Raw genomic sequence first — 24,596 nt, 5'->3', positions numbered from 1 at the left:
CTAAACCAAACGTTAAGAATATAAGTTAACAACATCATTATTTATATAAATCATTAGAGGTGTTACATGGGTATAAGTACTATTTTGATCATAGCTTTGGCTGTCATTATTATTTGGTCAATTAAAACATACAATAAATTACAGTCTGGTAAACAATCAATAATTGAACAAGCGTCAAATATGCAAGTATCCTTACAAAAACGCAGAGATCTTGCGTCCAGAGTTTTAGATATCGCTCAAGGTTTTGGTGATCACGAAAAATTAACTCATTTAAAAATATCATCGAACCAAGATGCTAGCACAGAGAGCTTAGCCGCTCTCTCTCAAAGTTTTCCTGAATTAAAAGCAAATGAAACCTATATACAGTTAATGAAACAACTCGAAGAGTTAGAAAATAATATTTCAGATAAACGAGAATCTTATAATGGAATAGTTAAAGTATATAACAGCTATCGTTCTAGCTTTCCTACAATGCTTGTTGCAAATAAACTAAGTTTTGAACCAGCACCATATTATGATGCTGCAAATGAAGATTCATTAAGTCAACTGGCAACATTTACTCGTGATGATGCAGCAGCTGTTAAAAACCTCATTAATGCATCGTCAAAATCTATTAAGAAATCAGCAAATAGTTTAAAAGATACTGCATCAAATAAAATTGAAGGCGCAATAAACTCTGAAATAGTAAAATCAGCGGTTGCCCAAGGCGATATTGCTATGGGAAAAGCCGTTGAAGTCGTCAAATCAAAAGCTGGAGAGATTAACTCTCCAACTGAAAACCGTAATGAGAAAACAAAAGTTTCAGAAGATAAATAATCAAATCCATTTCTTCTATATTGTAGAGTTGGTCGCATGACTAACTCTACAATCTTCGTTGACGACGCCAATAACAGCATTGTCTATTTAGCATTAGCTCTTATTATAATTAGTGCATTACGCTACTTTTTAGCAAGCTGAGCTACCCGCTGATTCCATTTTGATTTTTTATCTTCCGTCGCATTAATTATTGGGCCAATATAGGTCTTAGATACTTTTTCAAAGCCACTAAAACCTAAAATAGTGCGCTTCATTTGCTTGTAAATAGGATCGCCATAAATCCAACGATAATAAAATGGTGGCGAGTCCATTGTAACTATCAGCTCGGCCGTTCTCCCTTTTAATAATCGCTGTGGTGTTAAGTTTTTAGCTTCAAATTTAAACGCAAAATTGGGAAGAAATGTTCGATCAATTAACCCTTTTAATTTTGCAGGCATTCCTCCCCACCACAGAGGAAAAATAAATACCACGTGATCTGCCCATAGAAGTGATGATTGGAAATGCTGTAGATCTGGCTCTAGCGGTTGTACTGCTTCATAACCACTCACTAAATTGATATCAAAATCCATCATACTTAAATTTAACAGCCTGACATCATTCTTCTCGCTAGCTATGATATAGCTCTGCGCTAGTTCATGACAATAACTCTTAGCCTTTGGGTTTCCATTAATAACTAATACTTTCTTGCACATAGATGCCTCTCCCTTTTTGAGCTCAGCTTACACCTTGCCCTATAGGGAAGAGTCAATTAGTTTCTAAACACTTTTTAATATTGTCTTGATACGTATGGATCATCGATTGCTGCTGGTGCAATAGGTTAATTTGTTCTTCAATTGCTTTACTTTTCTGATCAAGAAATGTGCTTACAACATCCCAACTTAGTACTGTTTTATCTCCTAGCAGCCGCTTAAATTCAGCAAGACTAACCCCGATAGATTGTGCATCTTTAATCAAAATAACGGTTCTAACATGGTTATCATCATAAATACGATAGCTCCCTTTTCTTACTACTGTTCCCAACAAGCCTAACAATTCATATAAGCGTATAGCTTTGGCAGATGCTCCTGTTAATTTAGACACTTCACCGATATACATCACTGATCTCCTTATTAATTGTCTTCCTTGTCTATCTATATATACCCTATTTAACAGGGCCTTTCTCAAACAGCATTAAGTTATCGGTTATGTTATTCCATGGTGCTTTAGATGGCATAAAAATGAAAAAATGAATAGCTAGGCTCTCGGCTAAAGAGCCTAAACAAAGTTGATAGCTAAATTAATGAAATTTGTATAGTTATTTTTCCACCTAAACAAACAACTTAGTATTGAAAGTTATAGATGAAGTATCACATTAGTCTGCTAAATATAAATTTCAATAAAATATCATCTTGATACGTTATTATTTTGGATCAAGACCAAGTGCTTTGAGTACTTTAATAAAGTTATCACGACGACCTTGTATTTCATGCACTTCACCCGTTTCACAATGATCGGCGGGACATCCCCTATTTACAATGCCAGATACAGCATCAATGAAGTTATTTCCAACAAGGCCATCATCGACATATTTTTTCAACTCATCGTAATAATTCCAACTTTCATATGGACCGCCTGGATTGCTATAGGCTTGAACGGATGTCATCCAGAAAAATAAACCCGCTATCCATTTCAATTCAGGATATTCTTCAGTTGTACATATTAATTGAGGGTTAGAGCAAAGGTCTAATTTTGCATATATTGGATCACCTGGAGGCGCCATAACGACAGTATCGCCTTCGATAGTAGTGCCAAATGTACTTGGGTCAACATGGCTTCTACCTAAAAAGTGATTCAAGGTACCAAAATTTCTGCGACCTGTTGTTTGGATGACGCCTCTTCCCCACCAAGCGCACCCCTCAACAGATGTCTCAGAACTGCCATCCCATACGAATTTACCATCTTTCTGGCCTACATATACATTGCATGAATCACGCTCCCATGCTTGTTTGGTATGATCGATTTCAACTGGTGGTGAGTCACACCAAGAATTTGACAAATCCCATCGACCAACAGAGCCATTTACTAATAAGCCTGCAGCCTCGAGAACAGAATCAGGTGCGGCAAATATAGGACTAGGTGCGCCATACCACTTAGCGTGAGTCGTTGCTGTAACTTCTATTTTAGGTGTTCGTGGACAAGAATAAGGATGATCAAGATTCGTATTTTTATCAACACCGTAGTCAGCATATTTTTGTCCTAACTGACCACATGATGCACTCATGGGATAATCAACAGGAGCACCGTATTTTATTTGAGCCCAATTATTTTCATCACAAGCATCATATTGTATGGTTTCTTGCATAGATTGTGCTAAAAATGCAGCAATTGCTACTTTGGCATATTGAATATTTTTCTCATCTATTGCATCAATATCAGTAAGCCAAAATTTAGTACCAGAGACACCAATGTTATGCATTGTATGAAGAGCAGTTAAAAAGTCATCCCATTTGTATACATTTGAAGGCTCCCAACCGTTATTCGGCGTCTCGTAAAGAAGAACTTGATTGTTCATTTTCGTTGTAACGCTTATTAATTCGTCATTTAACGAAGTAATATTTGTTAATGTGCTATCCGAAATTGACATACCACCTCCCGAATTGTAGAGAGGCAATTTATTTTGTAAGTAAGATTCTATTTTATTCTGCAAAGCCATATCTACAGTATCAAACTGAATCGAAAATATATTATGGTATGCTGCGTGTCGAAGCTTTCTATCTGCTGAAGTCAAACCTAAAAAGTAATTACCAGCTTGGTTACTTGGTATCGAAGCTAGCATAGCAGGGACATTCAGAGTATCTGTGACTTGTTTAATAAATCGAAGAGCATTATCCCACTGGTCGTTATCTAATGCTGGAGTCATTGATGATTTACTAAATGCAACAAAATGAGCAGAGTACTCACCACTATAAAGTTCGTAATCTGTAAGCAAATTAACTACCGGTAATGAAGCCATGTTCCAAACTGAACGATAACCACCAGAGTGTTGATCATAGGCAAAATCACCAATTATCACCTGCCACCCAATATTTGCATCAGGAAGTAATTGACTAATTAGTAAATTATGTGCTTTAAGTAAACCTTTGACATCATCTGATAATGAATTTAGTAATGAGCTATCTAAAGGAATATTATTTACTGCAATAGCGTTAGTCAGAGCTAAATTTACAGGAATATTATCTAATGTTGAAAGTTCGTCCTGATAATTCATATCAAACATATCACTGGAAAGCAAAATAGTAATATTGCTTTCTTCATTAAGTAATAATTGTTCAGCCAAAGATTTAAAATGATCGGTTAAGTGATTACTATCTGTAAGTTGGTTTAAAACTGGTAATTCGAATCTAACAGTACTTGGTATATTTTCTGAAAGATTTAAATTTGGTGCCGATATAGAAAGATAATTTGGCCAATGTCGCATGTTAAGATCAATAGGATCTTTGGGGTTTGGCATTTTTAGAGAAGTTTGTGACGAGGGCTCTACGCCGTCACATCGTAAATGTAATGTCCATGATTCATCACTACCTGGTATTGTGTTTGTCCACCATGATGCTTTGTAAGCAATATCATCATAAACTACGATATCTCCACCATCAGCATGATCATTTGCAGGCCAGTTCGGGTAAATATTGAAAGATTGACACAGTGCATTTGTAGGAGTGTTCAAATCATTATCATCACTTACGTCTCCATTGTCTATACTATCTGAATCATCAACGCCATCACCTACACCTGCAGTGTCTGTACCATCTGAATCATCAACGCCATCACCTACACCTGCAGTGTCTGTACCATCTGAATCATCAACGCCATCACCTACATCTGCAGTGTCTGTACCATCTGAATCACCAACGGCATCACCATCACCTACAGTCTCTGTATCTTTTGAGTCATCATTAACAATAGGGCTATCGCCATCCTCCAAAATAACTACATCAGGATATTTGTCCTTAACACACTTTTCGTACCCACCTATATCAAACGTTGTGTAAGCTGTTTGATAGTTAACTAATTTACATTTATATGGGCTTGACCAATCTTGCTCCCAATAAATAGGAACAGAGCCGGAACCACCGGTAACATCAGAGAATTGAGCCATATTTTTACAACCAAGCACCTCATCGGCTGGAGTTGTCACTGATAAGTAATTAGCAAATTCGTTATAATAATTTATACGATTTTGAGCTCTCGCATCTTCGTTACCAGAGCCGCATTCAAGCCCACCATTTATTATGTGAATGGTCATACCGAAACCGTTATTTAAACCTGCATCGATATCAGCTTGATTAGGTGTCCAAGAGCCATCAATGACACTCAACATTGATGGTTTAGGTGGCTGTGGATACACATAAAAAAAGATAGCGGAAGCGATATTAAGCCATGTATCAGCAACCATCTCTGGATTATTAAGCAATATAGACACATCACCGTACATCGCGTTAGAGAAAGGTCCGTAGTTATAGTTGTAACTTAATTGTTTAGCCCCACGACCAAAATAGGACTTGTAGTCACCGTTTTCAAACTTACCACACGGCCACACTCGACTGGCAAAATCGCTAGAAACATCACAATTGCCGTTGTATCCATCTCGTGAGGTTTCAGTCCATCCCATCTCTCGAACGTAGTGCAAGCCTTGTTTCCATGTATCACCATCATATTCAGAGTTTTTACCGGTTTCCTGCACAAAATGAGCAAACATAGTTGCGAGTGACTTACGACAAATAGCGTCGCTATCACGTCCATCGGTGTAGGTATCACACAATGCAGGGAACTTAGCGACAGCCTTTAAGAAGTTAGTATAAGAGTATTCAGGCGCAGCGTGAGAAAACAATTCATCCCAATTACTTTGATTAAACATGCTTTCAACACGCTTGACGTTATCAGGGTTAGTTGTATTTAGTGGGGAGACTGCCTCAACAATAGTATTATCCCGTGTTCTGAGTAGGCTTTTAGCAGCATTAATACTTTCTTTGTATGCACTTTCTGCATTCGTTTGATGTTGATTGAGCTCTGAACGATAAATAATGTGAGAATCAGGAACCACATTTTGATCTAGATCTGGTGCTGGAGTTGTATCTGTTCCAGTTCCAATGTCTACGATTATACCATCCACTACACGAACAGTTTGCCCTGGCGAAGGAAGGCTAACGGCTGCATTGAGGATAGTAGCAATGCTACTACCTGAACCACTACCAGATGAGAAATTATTGAGTCCACTATAAAGCTCTGCACACAAATTCTCTTCGTCATCTTTAAATGGAATACCGCAGGCGGAGTAGGTTATCGCACGCTCAGATGGCACATCACCATTAAGGCCAAATCCATCTTGCATTGCGGTAACAATGCGACCATCATCTTGCTCAATAGTCCAAACGAAAGCGCCCGCTAACCCCAAAACATCAGCCAACTTTGCTTTCATATAGGCGGTTCGTGGCGTGTCTATCGAAATGTAATCGCCAGTGACTTTATTGAAATATACATCAGCGTGAGCTTCAAAATCGCTATAAAGTGCAAAATCGCCACGCCCCTGTAGATCTTCACCAGCTACATTGCGCCAAAGATCGTAGCCTTCCACTACTCCACTTTCAAACGTACCTGACGATGGTGATGTAGAGGTTTTCGTCCCGCCAAGCGCACCTTGCTGATTGATGGTTAAATCAAGAGATTTAAAACCTCGACCGTAATTGGCAATCCCCATCAATAAACGATCACGCTTAAAACCGGCTTGCTCAAATAACTTGATAGCGGCATTGACACTCCACCGTGTATCATCGTCATTAGGTATTCCCCCTGTTAGTGAAGAGGACGGCATCACACTCGTTTGATGACCAATTTTATCATCCCATGCGCCGAAGTAGTCGTAATTCATCATATAAATGTAATCAAGACAGCCTTGGTCATAAATGGTTTTATAATATGCGCCGATATGATCAATATATGTTTTCGTTGCCCCTACCGCACTAGATACTTCAATGTCATCACCAAGGCCTGCCTTCACAGCACAGACCAAGTCCTTAAAATATTGACCATCATTTGATGTGAATTTACCCGAAGCACCACCATGACCAGGAAATTCCCAGTCGATATCAAAACCAGTAAAGCCATATTTATCTTGTAATTCTTTTAATGAATTAACGAAGGTTGCAATATGTACCGGATTGGCTGCCATGCGATGGAATGGCTCTGACATAGTCCAGCCACCAATACTGGCTGAGATGCTAATGTTAGGGACTCGTTTTTTAATGTAATCGAGCTGTTCAATAATCCCCTTACTAAAACCATCAACATAAGGGTTACCCTTTTGGCGAGAACTGACGCTTAAACCAAAGTCTGCCCATGGATCTAAAAAGACCACCTCAAAATCTTTTTTACCTTCCGCGGCACACTGCGCTCGAATTTTTCCAGAAAGCGAACCTTGATCACCACAAATAGCTAAAAATGCAAAAACCAGTTTGTTATAGGGAAAGGTATCATCTTTTAGTAAGCGTTCAACGTCAAAACCACGACCATATACACTCCAATCAGATAGATAACCTGCAACGACTTTACCTTTAAAATCACTCGGTGAAGTAAACGTCATATTCTTTGGAGTTTTACTTTGAGTCACACCACTGCCTTTCACCAACGCAGCAGGAATATCTGTGGGTGTATTGTCGACCACAATAGACTCGTTACCTGAATCGACAGTCTCATTATCATCAATGATAACTGCAGGGGTTATACCAACACTATTAATATTAGAAAGATCTTCTACACTGGTTGCATTTTCGTTAGCTATCAACTGACAAGGGTAATTAGTGCTATCAAGCGTTAAAGTACAGCTATCACTCGATATTGCGCCATAAGTGCCCTTACCTTGAACACTGGCACCAATTGAATTTTCAATATTAGGAGTCAAAACGCCATTCCAGCTTTTGTTGCTAACATTGATAAACGATTGTCCACCCACCGTTTGTAATCCCCCTCCGTGTGACCACATGCTAATATCATTCACATCAGCTGGCTTTAAAAACGTCAAAGTCCAAGAAGAGGTCGCCACTGGCGATATGAATTTGATCACACCATTAAACCCCGTTGACCAAGGTGAGCCAGATTTTTCTAAGGTAATGTCGATAACTGTATTTTGGTCATCGACAATTGGTTCTCGGCCAAGATTTTCCCCACTCTCGTTAACGTCATCGGTGATATCACCATCTTCAACAACTTCTTCACTATCGACACTAATCACAAAAGAACTGCCACCAACGTAAGTTGATAATGTGTCATCGTATTTGATGATGCAGCTATCATTTTCATAGCGGCAGCGGGTTAAGTCATTTACCTCCGATGCAATGCCTTTACCATTAAAACCAATGACTCGGTGTTCATCTTTTTGCAAAGGCTGGGCGTAATGAGGGATCGTAAACGTGTATTTGGTTTTATTATTATCTATTTTTTTCTCTTGAAGCTCAGCGCCCCAAGCACCGCTCATGCTCAGCTTTTCTGAAATCATCGTTATGGATTTATTTGCCACATCTAAAGGGGTGTCGGTAAGGTTTATCAATTTGATCTTACCGCTGTATCCAGCCCATGAATCACCTGGCTGGCCCCAAGAAGCATCATATGAAAAGAGTACCACCACAGGGCCGGCTTCTTTAATACTTGCTGTAAAGTCAAAATCGGCGGTTGGGCTAGTTTTCAATTCATCAAGAGCAAAGCCCGCCTGTGTTAGTTTATCTATTAATGTCTCATTAATAGTAAATTCAGTTTCAACCCCTAGCTCGATCACTTTCTCTTTGACTTTATCACTTGCAAAATCAACAGCACAATTTGAATCATTACAATCAAACGTGACTGCTTCAATTAGTTCATCATGACCACTTGATTCTACAAAGAAATCACCAAACAACAGAGAGTCAATATCAAGCGAAGAGCCTAACGCCTCTGCAACAGGATTGAGTATGGCTACAACACTACTGGCAACTTGATCGTACTCTCGCCTCATAGAAGCTAAATCTAATGCTGTTTCACTTTTAAGCAGGCTTTTTGCGATGAGATTGGTGAAAGGCGTTATCTTTACTGATTTATCAAAGTCTTGCCCAAAAATAATTGACTCGATAACAACAGTATCAGGTGATTCTAAATCTTTAACTTGTGCAAGGAACACTCTTGAACTCGTATCCGTCGACATTGGGATTGAAACTTCAAACTTACTCGACTCATCTAGCGTTATTGTTTCTAATAATTTCGGTTGAGAGCTATTAGTTGGATCGAGTTCAAACAAATCCAAAGAATGTCCTTTTAAACCAGCACCAACTGCCGCAGTACCAGAGACGGTTGCTTTACCTGATTGAGTTGCATCTGTTCCTGTATCAATAACTGAGGCGCTATTGTCATCAATTCCTGTGTCTATAACTGACACGCTATTGTTATCAGTTACTGTATCTGTAACGCTATTGTCATTATTACAAGCAGTTATAAAAAATACCAATATGAATATATTAAGAGAAATATACTGTTTCATGAGCCACTCACGTCATATTTCAGAATAAAGAAATAATATTCTTATTGATAGTATACTCACACTATTAGATGAAATGTGAAAATCTCGGAAATATAAACACATATTCGCAACATTTTTACTAAGATCTTTTGTTTTTAACAGCTCTATGAAAGTAGTGATATCACTATTTTAGCCAATTACAACTACATCAATATAATGGCGGATTAATATCTAATAAGTCTGACAACCATATTGGTAAACCTCTAAAATAAGACCAGTATTTATTGACTACTACACTTATTTTTGGCTGATTTTTTGATTCTATTTCTTGGTATAAAAAAATAAAATATAGAAAATAATTACATCGTCTAAAATAATAAGTTCATGGTGTTAGAATGCTAATACACTACTTCATTGCTTCGATCACGTATAACTATGTAATTATGTTCATTTAGAATTAGTTACATGTCTAACACTACAATCTTCGTTTACTCCCCCTAGAATATAATTTTCTATTGAAGCTTAATACACATAAATATCTCTCCCTTTTTAAGCTCAGTTTACACCTTGCCCTGTAGGGAAGAGTCAATTAGTTTCTAAACACTTATTAATATTGTCTTGGTATGTTTTGATCATCGATTGCTGCTGGTGCAATAGGTTAATTTGTTCTTCAATTGCTTTACTTTTCTGCTCAAGAAATATGCTTACAACATCCCAACTTAGCACTGTTTTATCTCCTAGCAGCCTCTTAAATTCCGCAAGACTAACCCCAATAGATTGTGCATCTTTAATCAAAATAACGGTTCTAACATGGTTATCATCATAAATACGATAACTCCCCTTTCGTACTACTGTTCCCAACAAGCCTAACGACTCATATAAGCGTATGGCTTTGGCTGATGCTCCTGTTAATTTAGACACTTCACCGATATACATCAGTTACCTCCTTGTTAATTGTCTTCCTTGTCTATCTATACGCTATTTAACAGGGCCTTTCTCAAACTGTATTAAGTTATCGGTTATGTCATTCCATGGTGCTTTAGATGACGTGAAAATATGAAAACTCGGCTTATGCGTTGGAATATCATCTAAAATTCCTAAACGAATATTATGCTTGCCTGTTTTTAGTTTCTTTGAAAACAAACTTGAACCACAGATTCGACAAAAAGCGAGTTCCGTTTCTTCACTTTTTTGAAATAGCGACACAGTATCTTCACCTGTTTTAAAGCGAAATTTCTCTGAGCTTAATCCTCCCACCGATGAGTAATCTGACCCCGTAAATTTACGACATTCAGAACAATGACAATTTCCCATATACTCAAAATCATCAGGCACTTCTATCTGCACCTTGCCACATAAACAGGAACCATTTAGTTTTTTCATTTCATCTTTCTCTCTAAAATCAAAGACAAAACCCTAGTATTTAAATAAGCCAATTACAATAATGAATCTCATATTCTTAAAAATAAAAAAGCCGACGTATTTAACGTCGGCTTAATATTTACTCTACTGTTCAAAAACTACTTGATAGAGCGTGCTAACTGAGTCGTTAACTCATCCACACCTTTTGACAGTGCTTCCACTTGCGCTGAATAACCATCTTTTGCTAAAGGTACACGGAATGAAAATGGATGTACGGTTTGTAAATCGCCATTACCATTAATCAATAACCATTCACCTGCCACTTCAGCAACACCGCTATAAACACCATTAAACTGGTTAATACGCACTTGTAAGCGTGGTATACCTGCAGTAGACAATGTTGGTGTTAGCTGTGTTGCCCAAAACTTAGTTTGTTTTTGGCGTAAATCAAATGTGATTCGACGCGTTAACTGCGTACTCAGTGATTCACCCCAAAGGTTTTGCTGCGCTTCAACAATTTCAGTGGGGCTGGTTTGATACACTAAACCAGTACCAGCAAGATGTGCCGCAACTTCAACAGGGCGCACAATTAACAATGATTTATTACTAATGTTATGTGCCGTATTCGCACTGGTTGGCATCGGTAACATATATGTTTTTAATGCCGGTTCTGTTGAGCTACATCCTGTTCCAGCAAGCGCTACCGCTGCAATTAATAACCACTTTTTCATTATTTACGGCCTCCAACTGGAATAGGATCTTTCGCTTTCTCATCACCAAACACTAATGAATTTGGCTTCTCATTTAATTGACGAAGTACGGGTTGTAGTTCCGTCATCACTTGCTCAAATTGTACAAGTGCACCTTGTAAATTTTGGTACGCTGCTGCATTTGGGCTAAAGCCATTTAAGGTGTTTTGGATCTCTTTCAAACTCGCTTTAATATCAGACGGTAATGTCTGAGTATCTTTTTGCTTAAGAATACGATCAAGATCTTGTGTAACACGCGCTGCTGAATTCATTGTTTTCTCAGATGCCTTTAAAGTCGCAGTCATTGAATTCAATGTATCTTCTACAGGAAGTTTATTAAATTTATTGAGTAAATTAGTTAACTGCTTCTGCACTTCAGCAAGATCGCCCGCTTTAGTTGGAAAGACTTCGTAACCATCATATTTAGCCAGTTTTTCAGGTTTCTCGCCTTTGTACACATCAGTGCCAATATATAGCGCACCTGTTAATAAATTACCGGTTTTCAATGTTGCACGAAGTCCGTTCTTAAACTCTTTTTCAAGATTTACACGCAGATTATCCAATGTACCTTCATCTGAATGGTTATATACTCGACCTAAATCGATACGTACCAGTACAGGGATTTGTTCGCTTGTAAAACCTTCTTTACTGTTTGGTAAACGCAATGGCACTTTCTGTACCGTACCAATTTGAATACCACGGTATTCAATCGGTGCTCCCGCTTTCAAACCACGAATGGATTCTTTAAATAACATGACAAAGTTTAAGTACTTATCGTACATTTTCTCGTGATAATCTTGCTCACTATCGAATAAACGGTAATGTTTTAATTGTTTATTCTGAGCCATACCTTGATCATCAGATGGTGTTTGGAATGTGACACCACCAGTAATTAACGATTCCAATGATCCAATCTTGACGTTAAAACCTTCAGCACTCATTTGTACATTCATACCAGATTGCATAATGAACTTACTGGTTGTGCGTACTAGTCGATTATAAGGTTCAAAGATAAACAATTGGTAATTAGCTAGTTTACTATTGATATCAAAGCTCGTTTTCTCAACGCGACCAACAGTAAAGCCATCATATAATACTGGGTCACCAACACTCAATTTACCGGCTTCATGACTTGTCAGTACAACACGTAATCCTTTCGCATCCGCAGGTGCAACAGGGGGGACTTCTAGCGCTTTAAAATGATATTTATCATCTTTACCTTGGCCTGGTTGCATTTCAATATACGCACCAGAAAGAAGCGTATCTAAACCAGACACTCCTTCTTTGCCAATTCGTGGCTTAACAACCCAGAACTTAGTATCGTTTTTCAACATACGCTCTGTATCATTATCCATCTGTGCGGTCACTGTTATATAGCTATAGTCTTTACTTAGCTGAACTTTGGTGACAACACCGACTTTCACATTTAGAGATTTAATCGCGGTTTTACCCACTTCAATACCAGAGGCATTAGGAAGGCGAATCGTTATTTCAGGCCCTTTACTATTAAGATATTGAACAAACATCCAAATACCAATAGCCAAAGCCACAACAGGAATGATCCAAATTGCAGATACTTGCTTCAGGTTTTGTACTTTAGCCTCATTTGGCTGGTTATCACTCATTTTCTGTTTCTCGTTAATACTGGCTAGTGACTACTGATTAGATTCAGTAGTGTTTAACTCTGAACCATAATTAATTTTATTTTTTTCACCCCAAAACACCCGAGGATCGAAACTCATTGCCGATAACATGGTAAATACCACTACTGTTGCAAAGCAGATTGCAGCAGGTCCTGGTGAAATAGCCATCAAGTTTTTCAACTGCACAAGTGCAACTAATATCGCGACAACAAAAATATCAACCATAGACCATCGACCGATAAATTCTGTCATACGATAGATTTTCAAACGTTTTACAGACTCTCGTGTTGAGTCATTCGGCTTTTTACCTGCACAGTAATAAAGCCACGCTAAGGCAAACATTTTTGCCATAGGAATGAAGATACTGGCAATAAAAATCACCACCGCGATTGGCCAAGACCCCATTTTCCATAACATCACCACACCACCCATGATAGTGGAACCTTCGGTTTGTCCTAGGCTTACGGTATACATCATAGGATACAAATTTGCTGGAATATAAAAAATAATCGAAGCGATTAAATAAGCCCATGAATACTGTAATGAATGTGATGGATTAAAACCATGAAGCTTGCTTTCACAACGAATACATTTGGCATGATGGCTATTAGGCAGAGGATTTATTTGGTTACAAACATGGCATCCCACATGATTATTTGATAAATGTGTGTCGCCATCATGTACCCCCTCTATGTGTTTCATGACAAAAAACTGATCCCACAACCATGTTCGATCAACTAATGAAACACATTTTACAACCAAAACGCTGTAAATACAGAATGCCCAGAATGAGTATCCCATTCCAATATGCGCTAACGCTGAAATTTTGACCAAACTGACTAATACGCCAATGAGAAATACATCTACCATTAGCCAAGGCTGAATTTTAAATAATATTCGGCACAACAGCTTTATAGTTTCAGGGTTACCGCGTACATACCCAATTCGTTTAACATGCGCTGCACGGTAATAGAGATACATGACTAATATGATGTAGACCGCAGGAAAAACCAATACGGTTAACATCAACAGTAATGCAAGGAAGCTATTCTCAAAATGCTGTAATGTTTCTGCGGCATTCAGCAGCATGATTTGTTGCCCCATTCCATTCACGCTAAATGAAAGAAAAGGGAAAGAAAGGCTGAGTACCAACATAATCAAACATGCAAGACCGTACGCTAAAGGGCGATGAAATGGCATGATGATTCTTTTCGCTAAGGTATGTCCACAGCGAGGACAGTCCGCCTTTTGTCCATCTTTGATATCTGGGATATCGACTACCAATCCGCATTCTTCGCAAGCGATCATCAATTCTGATGGAGTTTGTTGCTGTGGCGTTTGTGTTGTCATTGTTAATTTCTTTCTATCGCTATTCTTACTGCAATCGTACCAGACTGTTGAATACATTTAATAAATGTTAAAACAGCGAGACACAGTAAAAGTAGTGTTGCTTAGACAAAACCTAAACATACTAAATATAAACAGGCGCGTATTGTCTTCCTTCATTGCATTTAGAGCAAGAAACTTTAAGTTAGAAAAACAAATAAAGCCTTATTTTTAATGCAAATTCCGATTTAAAACATCGTATTATAACAAGAAAACAAATGATATACGCACGATTTATGCGGATTTAACTCAAATACAATTTTTCAGTGTTCTTTGCACAGATAACATCATTTAAATGAATCCCCTTAATGTCGTGAGTCCACCATGTTACTGTTACTTTTCCCCACTCTAAAACAAGCGTCGGATGATGAAATTCTTCTTCTGCTAATTGCGACACTTTATTGCTAAATTCCCACGCTTGTTTGTAATTACTGAATTTAAATGTACGAGTTATACGATTTACACCGTTAGGATTAATAATTTGCCATTCTGGTAATGTCGCCATGTATTCAGCTAAAATATCATCACTTAATTTTGGTGAGCCTGAATGGCATGCTTCACATTTCAATTTATCTAAACTCGTCATTAATCGTTTCCTTTTAGCTAAAGGTGGCAGCGCGTAATCCTTTTCGCTGTGCTTCTGCTACCAACCCGAAAATATCTTGGTTAGTCACTTGGTAAAGTTGCTCCATACTTTGCAATACAAAATATTTAGGCTGTAGTATGTCAATTCTATATGGCGTTCTCATTACCTCTATAGGATCAAAAGCAACACGTTGCGGTATGGTACTGACCGTCGCGTAATGTGTTTCTTGTGGCGATGATAAAATACCACCACCATAAACTTGGTATTTACCATTTTGATTTAGTAAACCAAATTCAACCGTAAACCAGTATAGTCTAGCTAAATAAACTCTTTCCTCATGCGTCGCTTTTACACCGAGTTTTCCATAAAAATGCGTAAATTGTGCAAAATATGGGTTGGTTAGCATTGCGCAATGTCCAAATACTTCATGAAAAAAATCAGGCTCTTGCAAATAATCTATATCAGCCTTAGTACGAATAAAGGTGGCAACAGGAAATTGCTTGCGTGCGAGTAAAGAAAAGAAATGATCAAAACTTATTAAGGCAGGTACAGCAACGCATTGCCAACCTGTGGTATCGAGTAATACTCGATTTATTTCTTTTAGTTGAGGGATATGATCGTGAGGTAAATCTAATTCAGCTAAACCCGCTATATACTCATCGCATGCCTTGCCTTGCACACAATGAAGTTGGCGAGTTATAAGATGATGCCAAATAGCATTTTCTTCTTCATTCCAAGTAATAACCCCATTACGATCTACAGGCTTTGAGACATAACAATGCTTTGTCGGATTACTACTCTGTTTCTTTTGCATAATAGCCTCCGTTTATAGACTAACCACCAACCGACACTATTATTTTTATTATTAACTCTATAAATATTAGAAGTGATCCTTATTATCAGCCATTTTTATCACTAAAAAACAGGCTTTAATGCCTAATTTGACTAACACTTAATCTGATTAATGATGCAAAAAATGTAAACAAGAATGAACATCTTTCATTCTGCATCTAATCAATAATATTGCGATTTCTGCACTTTCAACCACAGTTAAGTGATAGCAAGAGTAAATAATGAGGCAAGGAATGCATAAATGGTTTCAGTTTCCAATTATTGAAGGGCTATCAAGCAAACAAGCACATTGTGACTTACCCAATGACAGTTTCGAACGCGAATGCGGTCGAGAAGGTTTTTTTGGCCCAGCAACGCACATGTACCATAAACATCCGCCAACAAGTTGGGTCTCATGGTGTGGTGAACATAAACCAAGAGCATTTGATGCCTTAGCTTTGCCCCAAATCGGGGATACACCTTGGGATGCACCACTACTGCTATCCAATAGCGATATTAAACTGCGTGTTTGGCAAACCAATAAAAGTATGGATCATCTGGTGCGAAATGGTGATGGTGACGAATTATTGTTTGTTCATCAAGGTAGTGGAGATTTGTATTGCGATTATGGTCATCTGCCTTTTAATGAAGGGGATTACCTTGTGCTTCCTCGCTCTACAACATGGCGAATTGAAACGCCCAACACGGTTACTTTGTTGATGATTGAAGCAACCAATAACAGTTTTAAAAGTGTTGTTCATGGGATTGTCGGTGAACATGCCCTCTTTGATCCCGCAATACTTGAATACCCTAAAATCAATGCTGCATTTAAAGCACAACAAACAGAAGATAATTGGCAGGTATTGTTAAAAGCGCGTAACCAAATTAATACAATTTGCTACCCGTTTAATCCCTTAGATAGCATCGGCTGGAAAGGAAATCTAACGGTACTAAAACTTAATTGGCGTGACATTCGCCCACTCATGAGCCATCGGTATCACCTTCCACCATCAGCACACTCTACCTTTGTAAGTGATAATTTTATTGTGTGTACCTTTGTACCTCGTCCTGTTGAAAGCGATCCTAACGCTTTAAAAGTGCCCTTTTTTCACAGTAATAATGATTATGATGAAGTGATTTTTTATCACCATGGCGATTTTTTCAGTCGAGACAATATTAAACCCGGCATGATCACGTTTCATCCTTGCGGATTTCCACATGGTCCACACCCTAACGCTTTAATAAAAAGCCAACAAGCACCTAAAACATTTATCGATGAAGTAGCAGTAATGATAGATACTCGAAACCCTCTCGATATTGCACCCAATGTTAGTGAGGTTGAATTACATAATTATGTGGCGTCATGGCAACGTCATCAACATCCTGAATAACAATAAAAGTAAGGATAACAACAATGAAACTTGCTTCATTACAACAAAGTAGAGATGGAAAGCTCATTGTCGTTTCTCGCGATCTTAAATGGGCGGTATCAGCTCAACATATTGCCCCTACCATGCAATATGCACTGGACCATTGGGCTGATGTTGAACCCATTCTTAATGATCTTTATCACGCACTAAATAGAAAAATGCTTGAGCATCGTTTTGTTTTTCAGCCAATGCATTGTGCATCTCCCCTTCCTCGCGCTTTTCAATGGGCAGATGGTAGTGCCTACGTTAATCATGTTGAGTTGGTGCGCAAAGCAAGAGGTGCAGAGATGCCAAAAAGCTTTTGGCAAGACCCTTTAATATATCAAGGTATGTCAGATCAGTTTTTAAACCCTACACAGCCCATCGAAGTTGAAGATCTTAATTGGGGCGTTGATTTTGAAGCTGAAATAGCCGTTATTACAGATGATGTCCCTATGGCGACAAGCGTAAAAAATGCTGAGAAACACATTAAACTGTTAATGCTTGTTAACGATGTGTCGCTAAGAAATTTAATCCCAACAGAACTGGCTAAAGGCTTTGGTTTTTTTCAATCTAAACCTTCATCGGCTTTTTCTCCTGTCGCGGTGACACCTGATGAGTTAGGCGAGTCATGGAAAGAGAACAAGGTCAATAATCGACTTTATGTTCACTTAAATCAGCAGCTCTTTGGTAACCCCAACGCAGGTGTTGATATGACATTTAACTTTGCCCAATTAATTCATCATGCTGCCAAAAGTCGTCCATTAACCGCTGGCACTATCATAGGTTCAGGAACAGTTTCTAACGTAGATAGGTTATCTGGCTCTTGTTGTATTGCTGAACAACGAATGCTGGAAATGATAGAACAAGGCGAGCCTCAAACTCCCTTCATGCAATACGGTGATAGCGTAAAAATAGAAATGTTTGATGCTGATAAACATTCTATTTTTGGGGCTATTGAACAAGCCGTTATTCCCTTTATTAAGCATTAACTTCAAGTACCTTAATTACTCAAAGAGAGCTGAATTATGGCATTTACCCTATATGATTACTTTCGCTCATCAGCCTCATATCGAGTAAGAATTGCCTTAAACATTAAGCAGCTAGATTATACCTGTGTGCCGATCTCGCTGCTTGATAATCAGCAAAACAGTCGCCACTACAAAAACATGAATGCGACGGGGTTATTACCTACACTGGAGCATAACCAATGTTACATATATCAATCTCTCGCTATTATCGAATATCTTGAGCAATGTTATCCAACACCAAGTTTACTGCCTTGTAACACCATAGAAAGTGCGCAATGCCGAGCCTTTGCGTTATCCATCGCTTGTGATATCCATCCGTTAAATAACTTACGTGTACTCAACTATTTAGAGCGCAAATTAACCGTTACAGCAGAACAAAAAAAACAATGGTATCACCACTGGATAGATCAAGGTTTTACAGCATTAGAACAGCAGCTTGCCAGTAACAATAATCCTGAAAAGTTCTGTTTTGGACTTGCCCCAACCTTAGCCGATATATTTTTGATCCCTCAAGTGTATAACGCCCGACGTTTTAATATTGATTTATCAAATTTTCCAACCATTAACGCTATAGAAAAACACTGTAACCAGCTTGAGCCTTTCATCAAAGCAGCACCTCATCTTTAATTCTTCAACAAAAATAGCGCATTTTAAGAAGGACGGAGAACATACTAATGACTGATGATTATAAGCAATGTCTCTGGAAGCCAAGTCGAAAACGCATTCAAAATAGTTTGCTGTATCAATTTATGGTGCAGATCAGCGAACAACACAAACGTCTATTTCATGATTATACGCAATTGCATCGCTGGTCTATAAAACATAGTGACCAATTCTGGCAACAGCTATGGCAATTTTGCAATGTAATTGGCAACCAAGGTGAAAACATTGTCTATTGTCCAACACACAGCCCTATTCCCAATAAAGATCAACGCTGGTTTCCTGATGCCACGCTCAATTTCGCCGAAAATTTACTTGCTTACAGCACGAAGCTAAGCCAACAAGATGCAATTGTTTTTTATAACGAACACAGTTTTAAAGATACAGATAAGCAACATGCCCAGCAGCGACTATCTTGGCAACAACTCCACCAGCAAGTAGCAATAGTCGCACAGTATTTACAACAACAAGGGGTACAAAAAGGCGATGTGGTTGCCGCTTACATGCCTAATATTCCGCAAACAGTTATTGCTATGCTAGCGACCACCTCTTTAGGTGCAGTATGGACATCCACGTCTCCTGATTTCGGGACTGAAAGTGTTGTTGAACGCTTTAGTCAGACCCGACCTAAAGTTATTTTTACTACCGATGGCTATATTTATAACAACAAAACAATAACCAGTTTAACCACATTGGCAGAGGCTTTATCTTCCCTTCCTAGTGTCAAAAAATTAATTGTTTATCCTTATATAAACCAAAATCCTATCGATAAACTACTGTTACAAAGTCCTTCCTTACCTTCTCATATCACTGTGAGTACATGGCAAGAAATGGAAGATGTTATTCATTACCCTGATTTAGCGTTTACTCCTACGCCCTTTGATCATCCGCTGTATATATTGTATTCATCAGGTACCACGGGGAAACCCAAGTGTATTATTCACTCTGTCGGTGGAACCCTATTAAATCACCTGAAAGAGCACCAATTACACTGCAATATTAAACCTTCCGATCCCATTTTTTATTTTACGACTTGCGGTTGGATGATGTGGAACTGGTTAGTCAGTGGCTTGGCATCAGGCGCAACACTCGTATTATATGATGGATCGCCTTTATCCCCAGATCCTTATCAATTGTGGAAAATGGCAGACAAAGAAAACCTACGCTTATTTGGCACTTCCGCCAAATATTTAGAGACCATAGAAAAAATGCAAGTCACACCTAAGAATAACGTGACATTGTCACAACTTGCTGTCATTTGCTCTACAGGTTCAGTACTCGCGCCTGAGCAATTTGATTATGTCTATAAGCACATCAAACAAGATATTCAGCTCTCATCAATTGCAGGCGGAACCGATATTTGTGGTTGCTTTGCCATTGGCAATCCAATCGGTGCTGTGTGGCGTGGGGAGTGCCAAGTAAAAGCCTTAGCGATGGACGTTAATGTATTTAATCAGGCAGGAGAAGCTATTTTAGATACATGCGGTGAACTTGTCTGTTGCAACAGTTTTCCCAATCAACCCATCGCATTTAGTCAAGATCCAAAGGGGGAAAAATATTTCCATGCTTATTGGAATACCTACCCCAACACTTGGCATCATGGCGATTATGTCAGCGTGTCTCATCACGGTGGGCTCACCTTTTATGGGCGCTCTGATTCAATCTTAAATCCCGGTGGTATTCGCATTGGCACTGCTGAAATTTATCGTCAAGTCAATCCGTTTCATGAAGTCGTCGATTCTGTTGTTGTTGGACAGCAGTACCAAAACGATGTTCGAATTGTTCTCTTTGTTCAGCTACAACCAGATGTAACGCTCGATAATATCTTAATCAATCGTATCAACACGCAACTTCGCAATCAGTGCTCTCCCCATCATGTTCCCGCAAAAATATTACAAGTTTCTGCAATACCCAGAACTAAATCAGGGAAAATAGCAGAAAAAGCGGTGAGAGATGCCATCCACCAACGAAATGTTGTAAACACAAGTGCTATCGCCAACCCAGAAAGTTTAGAGCAGTATAAAAATAGATCAGACTTAGCGTGATAATACGTACAAGAAATAGGTAAGTTTATCTTTTATTCTTCTAACACAGCATTGATTGCTTCTTTAATTTCATCACTAGAAAAGCCTTTGCTTGATAGATAACCATAAGCTTTGCTCTTTTCTTTAAAGTCGGTGAGATCGTAACGTTTCTTGGCTAGAGCTAATTGGCAGTTGTAGTAGAAATCTATTTCGCCTGATTCAGTTAGTTCATCTAGTACATTATCGAGCTCTGAGATATCAACATGCTTCATTTTTAGCTCTTGCGCGATTAATGAGCGCCCTTTTAACTTATTGGCAAGTTTGATCACTTCAGCTTCAAGATTGGCGTTCTTGCCTTTGATTTGTGCTTTGGTCAATAAGGTATCTGATGCGCTATGCTCTGAAATACCACGAGAAATGTCCTCCATACTAAAACCACGTTTTAATAAGTCATTGACGACTTTCTCTGCCGATGTGGTTGAGAAGTCTTTAAAACGTGCCAATCGAGTATTGATCATCGATTGCTCACAAATCGCCATTCGCTGCATTGTTTCCGTGATGACTTGCTCTATGGTGAGTTCATCGATGCCTTTGGTTTTAAGCTTTTGCTGGATGTATTTGCGCCCATATTGGCTATTAAAGGCTAATTCGCAGAAATGTAATGAAAATGCATGGTCGCTTTTTAGGTAACCATAGCTTTTCATTTGTTCAAGTACAGTTTCAACCCACGCTTTATTCTCGGTTTTTGCTTCAAGTTTTTTGCGCAGTTCATATTCGGAATGATCACGTAGGTTTAAATGATAAATCGCGCTATTAATGACGTTTTGGATAGTAGAAGCAGGATAAGGTTTTTTCATACGGTATCGGGAGTGGCTAGAAGTTATCGTAATAATAACAGTTTATAATGCTTAAACGAAAAAGAGGCACTCATTGAGCGCCTCTTTGTTTTTTATTGCTAAGTTTCTATTTCATACTATTGGCTAGTATTGAAACTTTGCGTTTTGATTAACAGTGTAGATCAAAACGGTCAGCGTTCATTACTTTAACCCAAGCATTGACGAAGTCGTTGACGAACTTCTCTTCTGAGTCAGAACATGCGTAAACTTCTGCAAGTGCACGTAGTTGTGAGTTAGAACCAAATACTAGGTCGACACGTGATGCCATCCACTTTTGCTCGCCAGTCTTACGATCTGTACCTACAAACACATCTTGGTCTACAGAGGTTGGTTTCCATTGTGTAGACATATCTAGTAGGTTAACGAAGAAGTCGTTAGTTAATGCTTCTTTACGCTCAGTGAACACACCGTATTCGCTGTTGTCGTAGTTCGCACCTAGTACACGCATACCAGCTACAAGCACTGACATTTCAGGTGCTGTTAGCGTTAGTAGTTGTGCGCGGTCTAGTAATAGCTCTTCTGCTGCAACTGTGAACTTCGCTTTTTCGAAGTTACGGAAACCATCAGCAATTGGCTCAAGAACAGCAAATGATTCTACATCGGTCTCTTCTTGTGATGCATCCATACGACCAGCAGTAAATGGTACTGTGATGTCACGGCCTGCATTCTTCGCAGCCATCTCCACACCTACACCACCAGCAAGTACGATTAAGTCAGCAAGAGATACTGTTTTCTCGAAGTTTGCTTGAATGCCTTCAAGTACGTTTAGCACTTTCGCTAGTTGCTCAGGTTGGTTTACTTCCCAATCTTTCTGCGGCGCTAGACGAATACGTGCACCGTTTGCACCACCACGCTTGTCTGAACCACGGAATGTAGAAGCAGATGCCCAAGCTGTTGATACTAGCTCGCTGATTGATAGACCAGATGCAGCAATTTCTTGTTTTAATGTAGCAATATCAGCATCGTTTACTAGCTCGTGATCAACCGCTGGGATTGGATCTTGCCATGTGAACACTTGTGCTGGTACTTCAGGGCCAAGGTAACGAGATACTGGGCCTAAATCACGGTGAGTTAGCTTAAACCATGCGCGAGCAAATGCGTCTGCGAACTCTTGTGGTTTTTCAAAGAAGCGACGAGAGATTTTCTCGTATGCTGGGTCGAAACGTAATGCTAAGTCAGTAGTTAGCATAGTTGCTTTGTGTTTTTTCTCTGGGTCAAATGCGTCTGGGTGTACTTCGCCACCTTTTGATACCCATTGGTAAGCGCCTGCTGGGCTCTTCTCAAGCTCCCACTCGTTGTAGAATAGGCTGCTGAAGAAACCGTTGCTCCACTCTGTTGGTGTTGTAGTCCAAATAACTTCTAGACCACTAGAGATAGTGTCTGCACCTTTACCGCTACCGTAGTTTGATGTCCAACCGAAACCTTGCTCTTCAATTGATGCACCTTCTGGTTCAACACCTACGTGTGCTGCATCTGCTGCACCGTGTGTTTTACCGAATGTGTGACCACCAGCGATAAGCGCTACTGTTTCTTCATCGTTCATTGCCATACGCGCAAATGTTTCACGAATGTCGTGTGCTGCTAGAAGTGGATCTGGGTTACCGTCTGGACCTTCTGGGTTAACATAGATAAGACCCATTTGTACTGCTGCTAGTGGGTTTTCAAGATCACGTTGCTCGCTGTCTTTTTCGTAACGTGTGTCATCAGCAAGCCATGTTTTTTCTTTACCCCAGTAAACGTCTAGCTCTGGTGCCCAAATGTCTTCACGACCACCAGCAAAACCAAATGTTTTAAAGCCCATTGATTCTAGTGCAACGTTACCTGTTAGAATAATAAGGTCAGCCCAAGAGATCTTGTTGCCATATTTTTGCTTGATAGGCCAAATTAGGCGACGTGCTTTATCAAGGTTTACGTTATCAGGCCAGCTGTTTAGTGGTGCAAAACGTTGGTTACCTGTGCTCGCGCCGCCACGACCATCAGCAGTACGGTATGTACCTGCACTGTGCCATGCCATACGAATGAAGAAAGGGCCGTAGTGACCGAAGTCTGCTGGCCACCAGTCTTGAGAATCTGTCATTAGTTCACGTAGATCTTGCTTCACAGCTTCAAGATCTAGCTTTTTGAATTCAGCGGCATAATCGAAATCTTCGCCCATTGGGTTTGATTTACGATCGTGCTGGTGAAGAATGTCTAGTTTAAGTTGGTTAGGCCACCAATCACTTGGAGACGTACCATTACCAGGGTTAATTGACGGATTAACCGCGTGCGTGTTGTGGAATGGACATTTAGACATTGAGTGTTCACCTTTTTATTTTAATTAGTATTATTGCCATTAATTCTTAGCTCCATTCAATATAGCTCTTAGGTATTGAGAAGCAATTAAAAAGATTCGTTAAATTTGAAATTTTAAAATTTGATATAATTCTTTTTAGCGATTTAAAATAAAAAATCAACAGGAATTCTTCATCTTTAACTAAAACATTAAACTGCACCAAAACAAAACTTTCGATTTGATATAAATCAAAAAAAATTTATTTACAAAATACAATCTCGTTTAATGGCGTAAATTTAAATCAATTGAATGCGTACAGCTAATACTATAAATCTATTGATTCAATAGATGGTGGTTATCAAAAGATAATGAACACAACAGCACTATTCTCCAAAGGAATCTTGGTGCGGTAT

General features: G+C 38.9%; 16 protein-coding genes and 2 pseudogenes. 5 read left to right on the top strand and 13 right to left on the bottom strand.

Going from position 1 to position 24,596, the window contains the following annotated elements:
• Positions 1–66 precede the first annotated feature (66 nt).
• Positions 67–816, top strand: a complete 750-nt coding sequence (locus C9J45_RS05100; RefSeq protein ID WP_107208495.1) for a LemA family protein — start codon at positions 67–69, stop codon at positions 814–816.
• A gap of 122 nt (positions 817–938) precedes the next feature.
• Here the strand turns inward: C9J45_RS05100 and C9J45_RS05095 are convergent, their stop codons facing one another.
• The 11 genes and pseudogenes from C9J45_RS05095 to phhA all read right to left on the bottom strand — a co-directional run bounded on the left by C9J45_RS05095 (position 939) and on the right by phhA (position 15,874).
• Positions 939–1,508, bottom strand: a complete 570-nt coding sequence (locus C9J45_RS05095) for an NAD(P)H-dependent oxidoreductase (protein ID WP_107262225.1) — start codon at positions 1,506–1,508, stop codon at positions 939–941.
• Positions 1,509–1,560: 52 nt separating this feature from the next.
• A complete protein-coding gene (locus tag C9J45_RS05090; RefSeq protein WP_107262223.1) occupies positions 1,561–1,911 on the bottom strand; it encodes a MerR family transcriptional regulator in 351 nt (116 codons plus the stop codon).
• 304 nt (positions 1,912–2,215) lie between these two features.
• A pseudogene (locus C9J45_RS21885) lies at positions 2,216–3,862 on the bottom strand (hypothetical protein); the annotation flags it as partial.
• A 489-nt stretch (positions 3,863–4,351) separates the two neighbouring features.
• Positions 4,352–7,432: pseudogene (locus tag C9J45_RS21880) on the bottom strand (glycosyl hydrolase family 18 protein); the annotation flags it as partial.
• Between the two features lie 2,487 nt (positions 7,433–9,919).
• The gene (locus C9J45_RS05075) at positions 9,920–10,270 is read right to left on the bottom strand and encodes a MerR family transcriptional regulator (protein WP_107247939.1); all 351 of its coding nucleotides are present in this window, start codon (positions 10,268–10,270) and stop codon (positions 9,920–9,922) included.
• A 42-nt stretch (positions 10,271–10,312) separates the two neighbouring features.
• Complete coding sequence (locus C9J45_RS05070; RefSeq protein ID WP_107292247.1) at positions 10,313–10,717, bottom strand: GFA family protein; 405 nt, start codon at positions 10,715–10,717, stop codon at positions 10,313–10,315.
• Between the two features lie 137 nt (positions 10,718–10,854).
• A complete protein-coding gene (locus C9J45_RS05065; RefSeq protein ID WP_107206969.1) occupies positions 10,855–11,427 on the bottom strand; it encodes a membrane integrity-associated transporter subunit PqiC in 573 nt (190 codons plus the stop codon).
• Positions 11,427–13,070 (bottom strand): intermembrane transport protein PqiB, encoded by a 1,644-nt coding sequence (gene pqiB / locus C9J45_RS05060; protein WP_107292246.1) that lies wholly within the window; start codon positions 13,068–13,070, stop codon positions 11,427–11,429. The genes C9J45_RS05065 and pqiB overlap by 1 nt, the downstream gene beginning before the upstream one ends.
• Before the next feature lie 30 nt (positions 13,071–13,100).
• On the bottom strand, positions 13,101–14,438 hold the full coding sequence (locus tag C9J45_RS05055; protein ID WP_107206967.1) for a paraquat-inducible protein A: 1,338 nt from the start codon (positions 14,436–14,438) through the stop codon (positions 13,101–13,103).
• A gap of 280 nt (positions 14,439–14,718) precedes the next feature.
• Entirely contained in the window at positions 14,719–15,060 is a 342-nt protein-coding gene (locus tag C9J45_RS05050) for a 4a-hydroxytetrahydrobiopterin dehydratase (protein WP_107206966.1), read from the bottom strand.
• Between the two features lie 13 nt (positions 15,061–15,073).
• Entirely contained in the window at positions 15,074–15,874 is an 801-nt protein-coding gene (gene phhA, locus C9J45_RS05045; protein WP_107206965.1) for a phenylalanine 4-monooxygenase, read from the bottom strand.
• Positions 15,875–16,145: 271 nt separating this feature from the next.
• Between phhA and C9J45_RS05040 the strand changes: the two genes are divergently transcribed.
• From C9J45_RS05040 to C9J45_RS05025, 4 genes are read left to right on the top strand one after another with little or no spacing between them, the layout of a single operon-like run.
• A complete protein-coding gene (locus C9J45_RS05040; RefSeq protein WP_107292245.1) occupies positions 16,146–17,282 on the top strand; it encodes a homogentisate 1,2-dioxygenase in 1,137 nt (378 codons plus the stop codon).
• Positions 17,283–17,305: 23 nt separating this feature from the next.
• Positions 17,306–18,292 (top strand): fumarylacetoacetate hydrolase family protein, encoded by a 987-nt coding sequence (locus tag C9J45_RS05035; protein ID WP_107206963.1) that lies wholly within the window; start codon positions 17,306–17,308, stop codon positions 18,290–18,292.
• Positions 18,293–18,328: 36 nt separating this feature from the next.
• Positions 18,329–18,958, top strand: coding sequence for a maleylacetoacetate isomerase (gene maiA / locus C9J45_RS05030; protein ID WP_107291377.1), 630 nt, complete (start codon positions 18,329–18,331; stop codon positions 18,956–18,958).
• Between the two features lie 47 nt (positions 18,959–19,005).
• Positions 19,006–21,036, top strand: a complete 2,031-nt coding sequence (locus tag C9J45_RS05025) for an acetoacetate--CoA ligase (RefSeq protein WP_107292244.1) — start codon at positions 19,006–19,008, stop codon at positions 21,034–21,036.
• 32 nt (positions 21,037–21,068) lie between these two features.
• On the opposite strand, the gene C9J45_RS05020 is transcribed toward C9J45_RS05025, so the two are convergent.
• A complete protein-coding gene (locus tag C9J45_RS05020) occupies positions 21,069–21,872 on the bottom strand; it encodes a RecX family transcriptional regulator (protein WP_107292243.1) in 804 nt (267 codons plus the stop codon).
• Positions 21,873–22,020: 148 nt separating this feature from the next.
• Complete coding sequence (gene katG / locus C9J45_RS05015) at positions 22,021–24,204, bottom strand: catalase/peroxidase HPI (RefSeq protein WP_107292242.1); 2,184 nt, start codon at positions 24,202–24,204, stop codon at positions 22,021–22,023.
• Between the last annotated feature and the right edge of the window lie 392 nt (positions 24,205–24,596).

The organism is Photobacterium sp. GB-1, from assembly GCF_003026165.1.
Lineage (GTDB): Bacteria > Pseudomonadota > Gammaproteobacteria > Enterobacterales > Vibrionaceae > Photobacterium.
The sequence above is the reverse complement of the archived record's forward strand: the minus strand, read 5'-3'. Positions and strand labels throughout refer to the sequence as shown.

What these genes read in the sequence shown, in the direction of transcription:
- C9J45_RS05025 (WP_107292244.1), top strand. Translation starts at nt 19,006, where the DNA reads ATGACTGATGATTATAAGCAATGTCTCTGGAAGCCAAGTCGAAAACGC.
- pqiB (WP_107292246.1), bottom strand. Translation starts at nt 13,070, where the DNA reads ATGAGTGATAACCAGCCAAATGAGGCTAAAGTACAAAACCTGAAGCAA.
- C9J45_RS05090 (WP_107262223.1), bottom strand. Translation starts at nt 1,911, where the DNA reads ATGTATATCGGTGAAGTGTCTAAATTAACAGGAGCATCTGCCAAAGCT.
- C9J45_RS05095 (WP_107262225.1), bottom strand. Translation starts at nt 1,508, where the DNA reads ATGTGCAAGAAAGTATTAGTTATTAATGGAAACCCAAAGGCTAAGAGT.
- katG (WP_107292242.1), bottom strand. Translation starts at nt 24,204, where the DNA reads ATGTCTAAATGTCCATTCCACAACACGCACGCGGTTAATCCGTCAATT.
- maiA (WP_107291377.1), top strand. Translation starts at nt 18,329, where the DNA reads ATGGCATTTACCCTATATGATTACTTTCGCTCATCAGCCTCATATCGA.
- C9J45_RS05070 (WP_107292247.1), bottom strand. Translation starts at nt 10,717, where the DNA reads ATGAAAAAACTAAATGGTTCCTGTTTATGTGGCAAGGTGCAGATAGAA.
- C9J45_RS05055 (WP_107206967.1), bottom strand. Translation starts at nt 14,438, where the DNA reads ATGACAACACAAACGCCACAGCAACAAACTCCATCAGAATTGATGATC.
- C9J45_RS05075 (WP_107247939.1), bottom strand. Translation starts at nt 10,270, where the DNA reads ATGTATATCGGTGAAGTGTCTAAATTAACAGGAGCATCAGCCAAAGCC.
- C9J45_RS05035 (WP_107206963.1), top strand. Translation starts at nt 17,306, where the DNA reads ATGAAACTTGCTTCATTACAACAAAGTAGAGATGGAAAGCTCATTGTC.
- C9J45_RS05100 (WP_107208495.1), top strand. Translation starts at nt 67, where the DNA reads ATGGGTATAAGTACTATTTTGATCATAGCTTTGGCTGTCATTATTATT.
- C9J45_RS05050 (WP_107206966.1), bottom strand. Translation starts at nt 15,060, where the DNA reads ATGACGAGTTTAGATAAATTGAAATGTGAAGCATGCCATTCAGGCTCA.
- phhA (WP_107206965.1), bottom strand. Translation starts at nt 15,874, where the DNA reads ATGCAAAAGAAACAGAGTAGTAATCCGACAAAGCATTGTTATGTCTCA.
- C9J45_RS05020 (WP_107292243.1), bottom strand. Translation starts at nt 21,872, where the DNA reads ATGAAAAAACCTTATCCTGCTTCTACTATCCAAAACGTCATTAATAGC.
- C9J45_RS05065 (WP_107206969.1), bottom strand. Translation starts at nt 11,427, where the DNA reads ATGAAAAAGTGGTTATTAATTGCAGCGGTAGCGCTTGCTGGAACAGGA.
- C9J45_RS05040 (WP_107292245.1), top strand. Translation starts at nt 16,146, where the DNA reads ATGCATAAATGGTTTCAGTTTCCAATTATTGAAGGGCTATCAAGCAAA.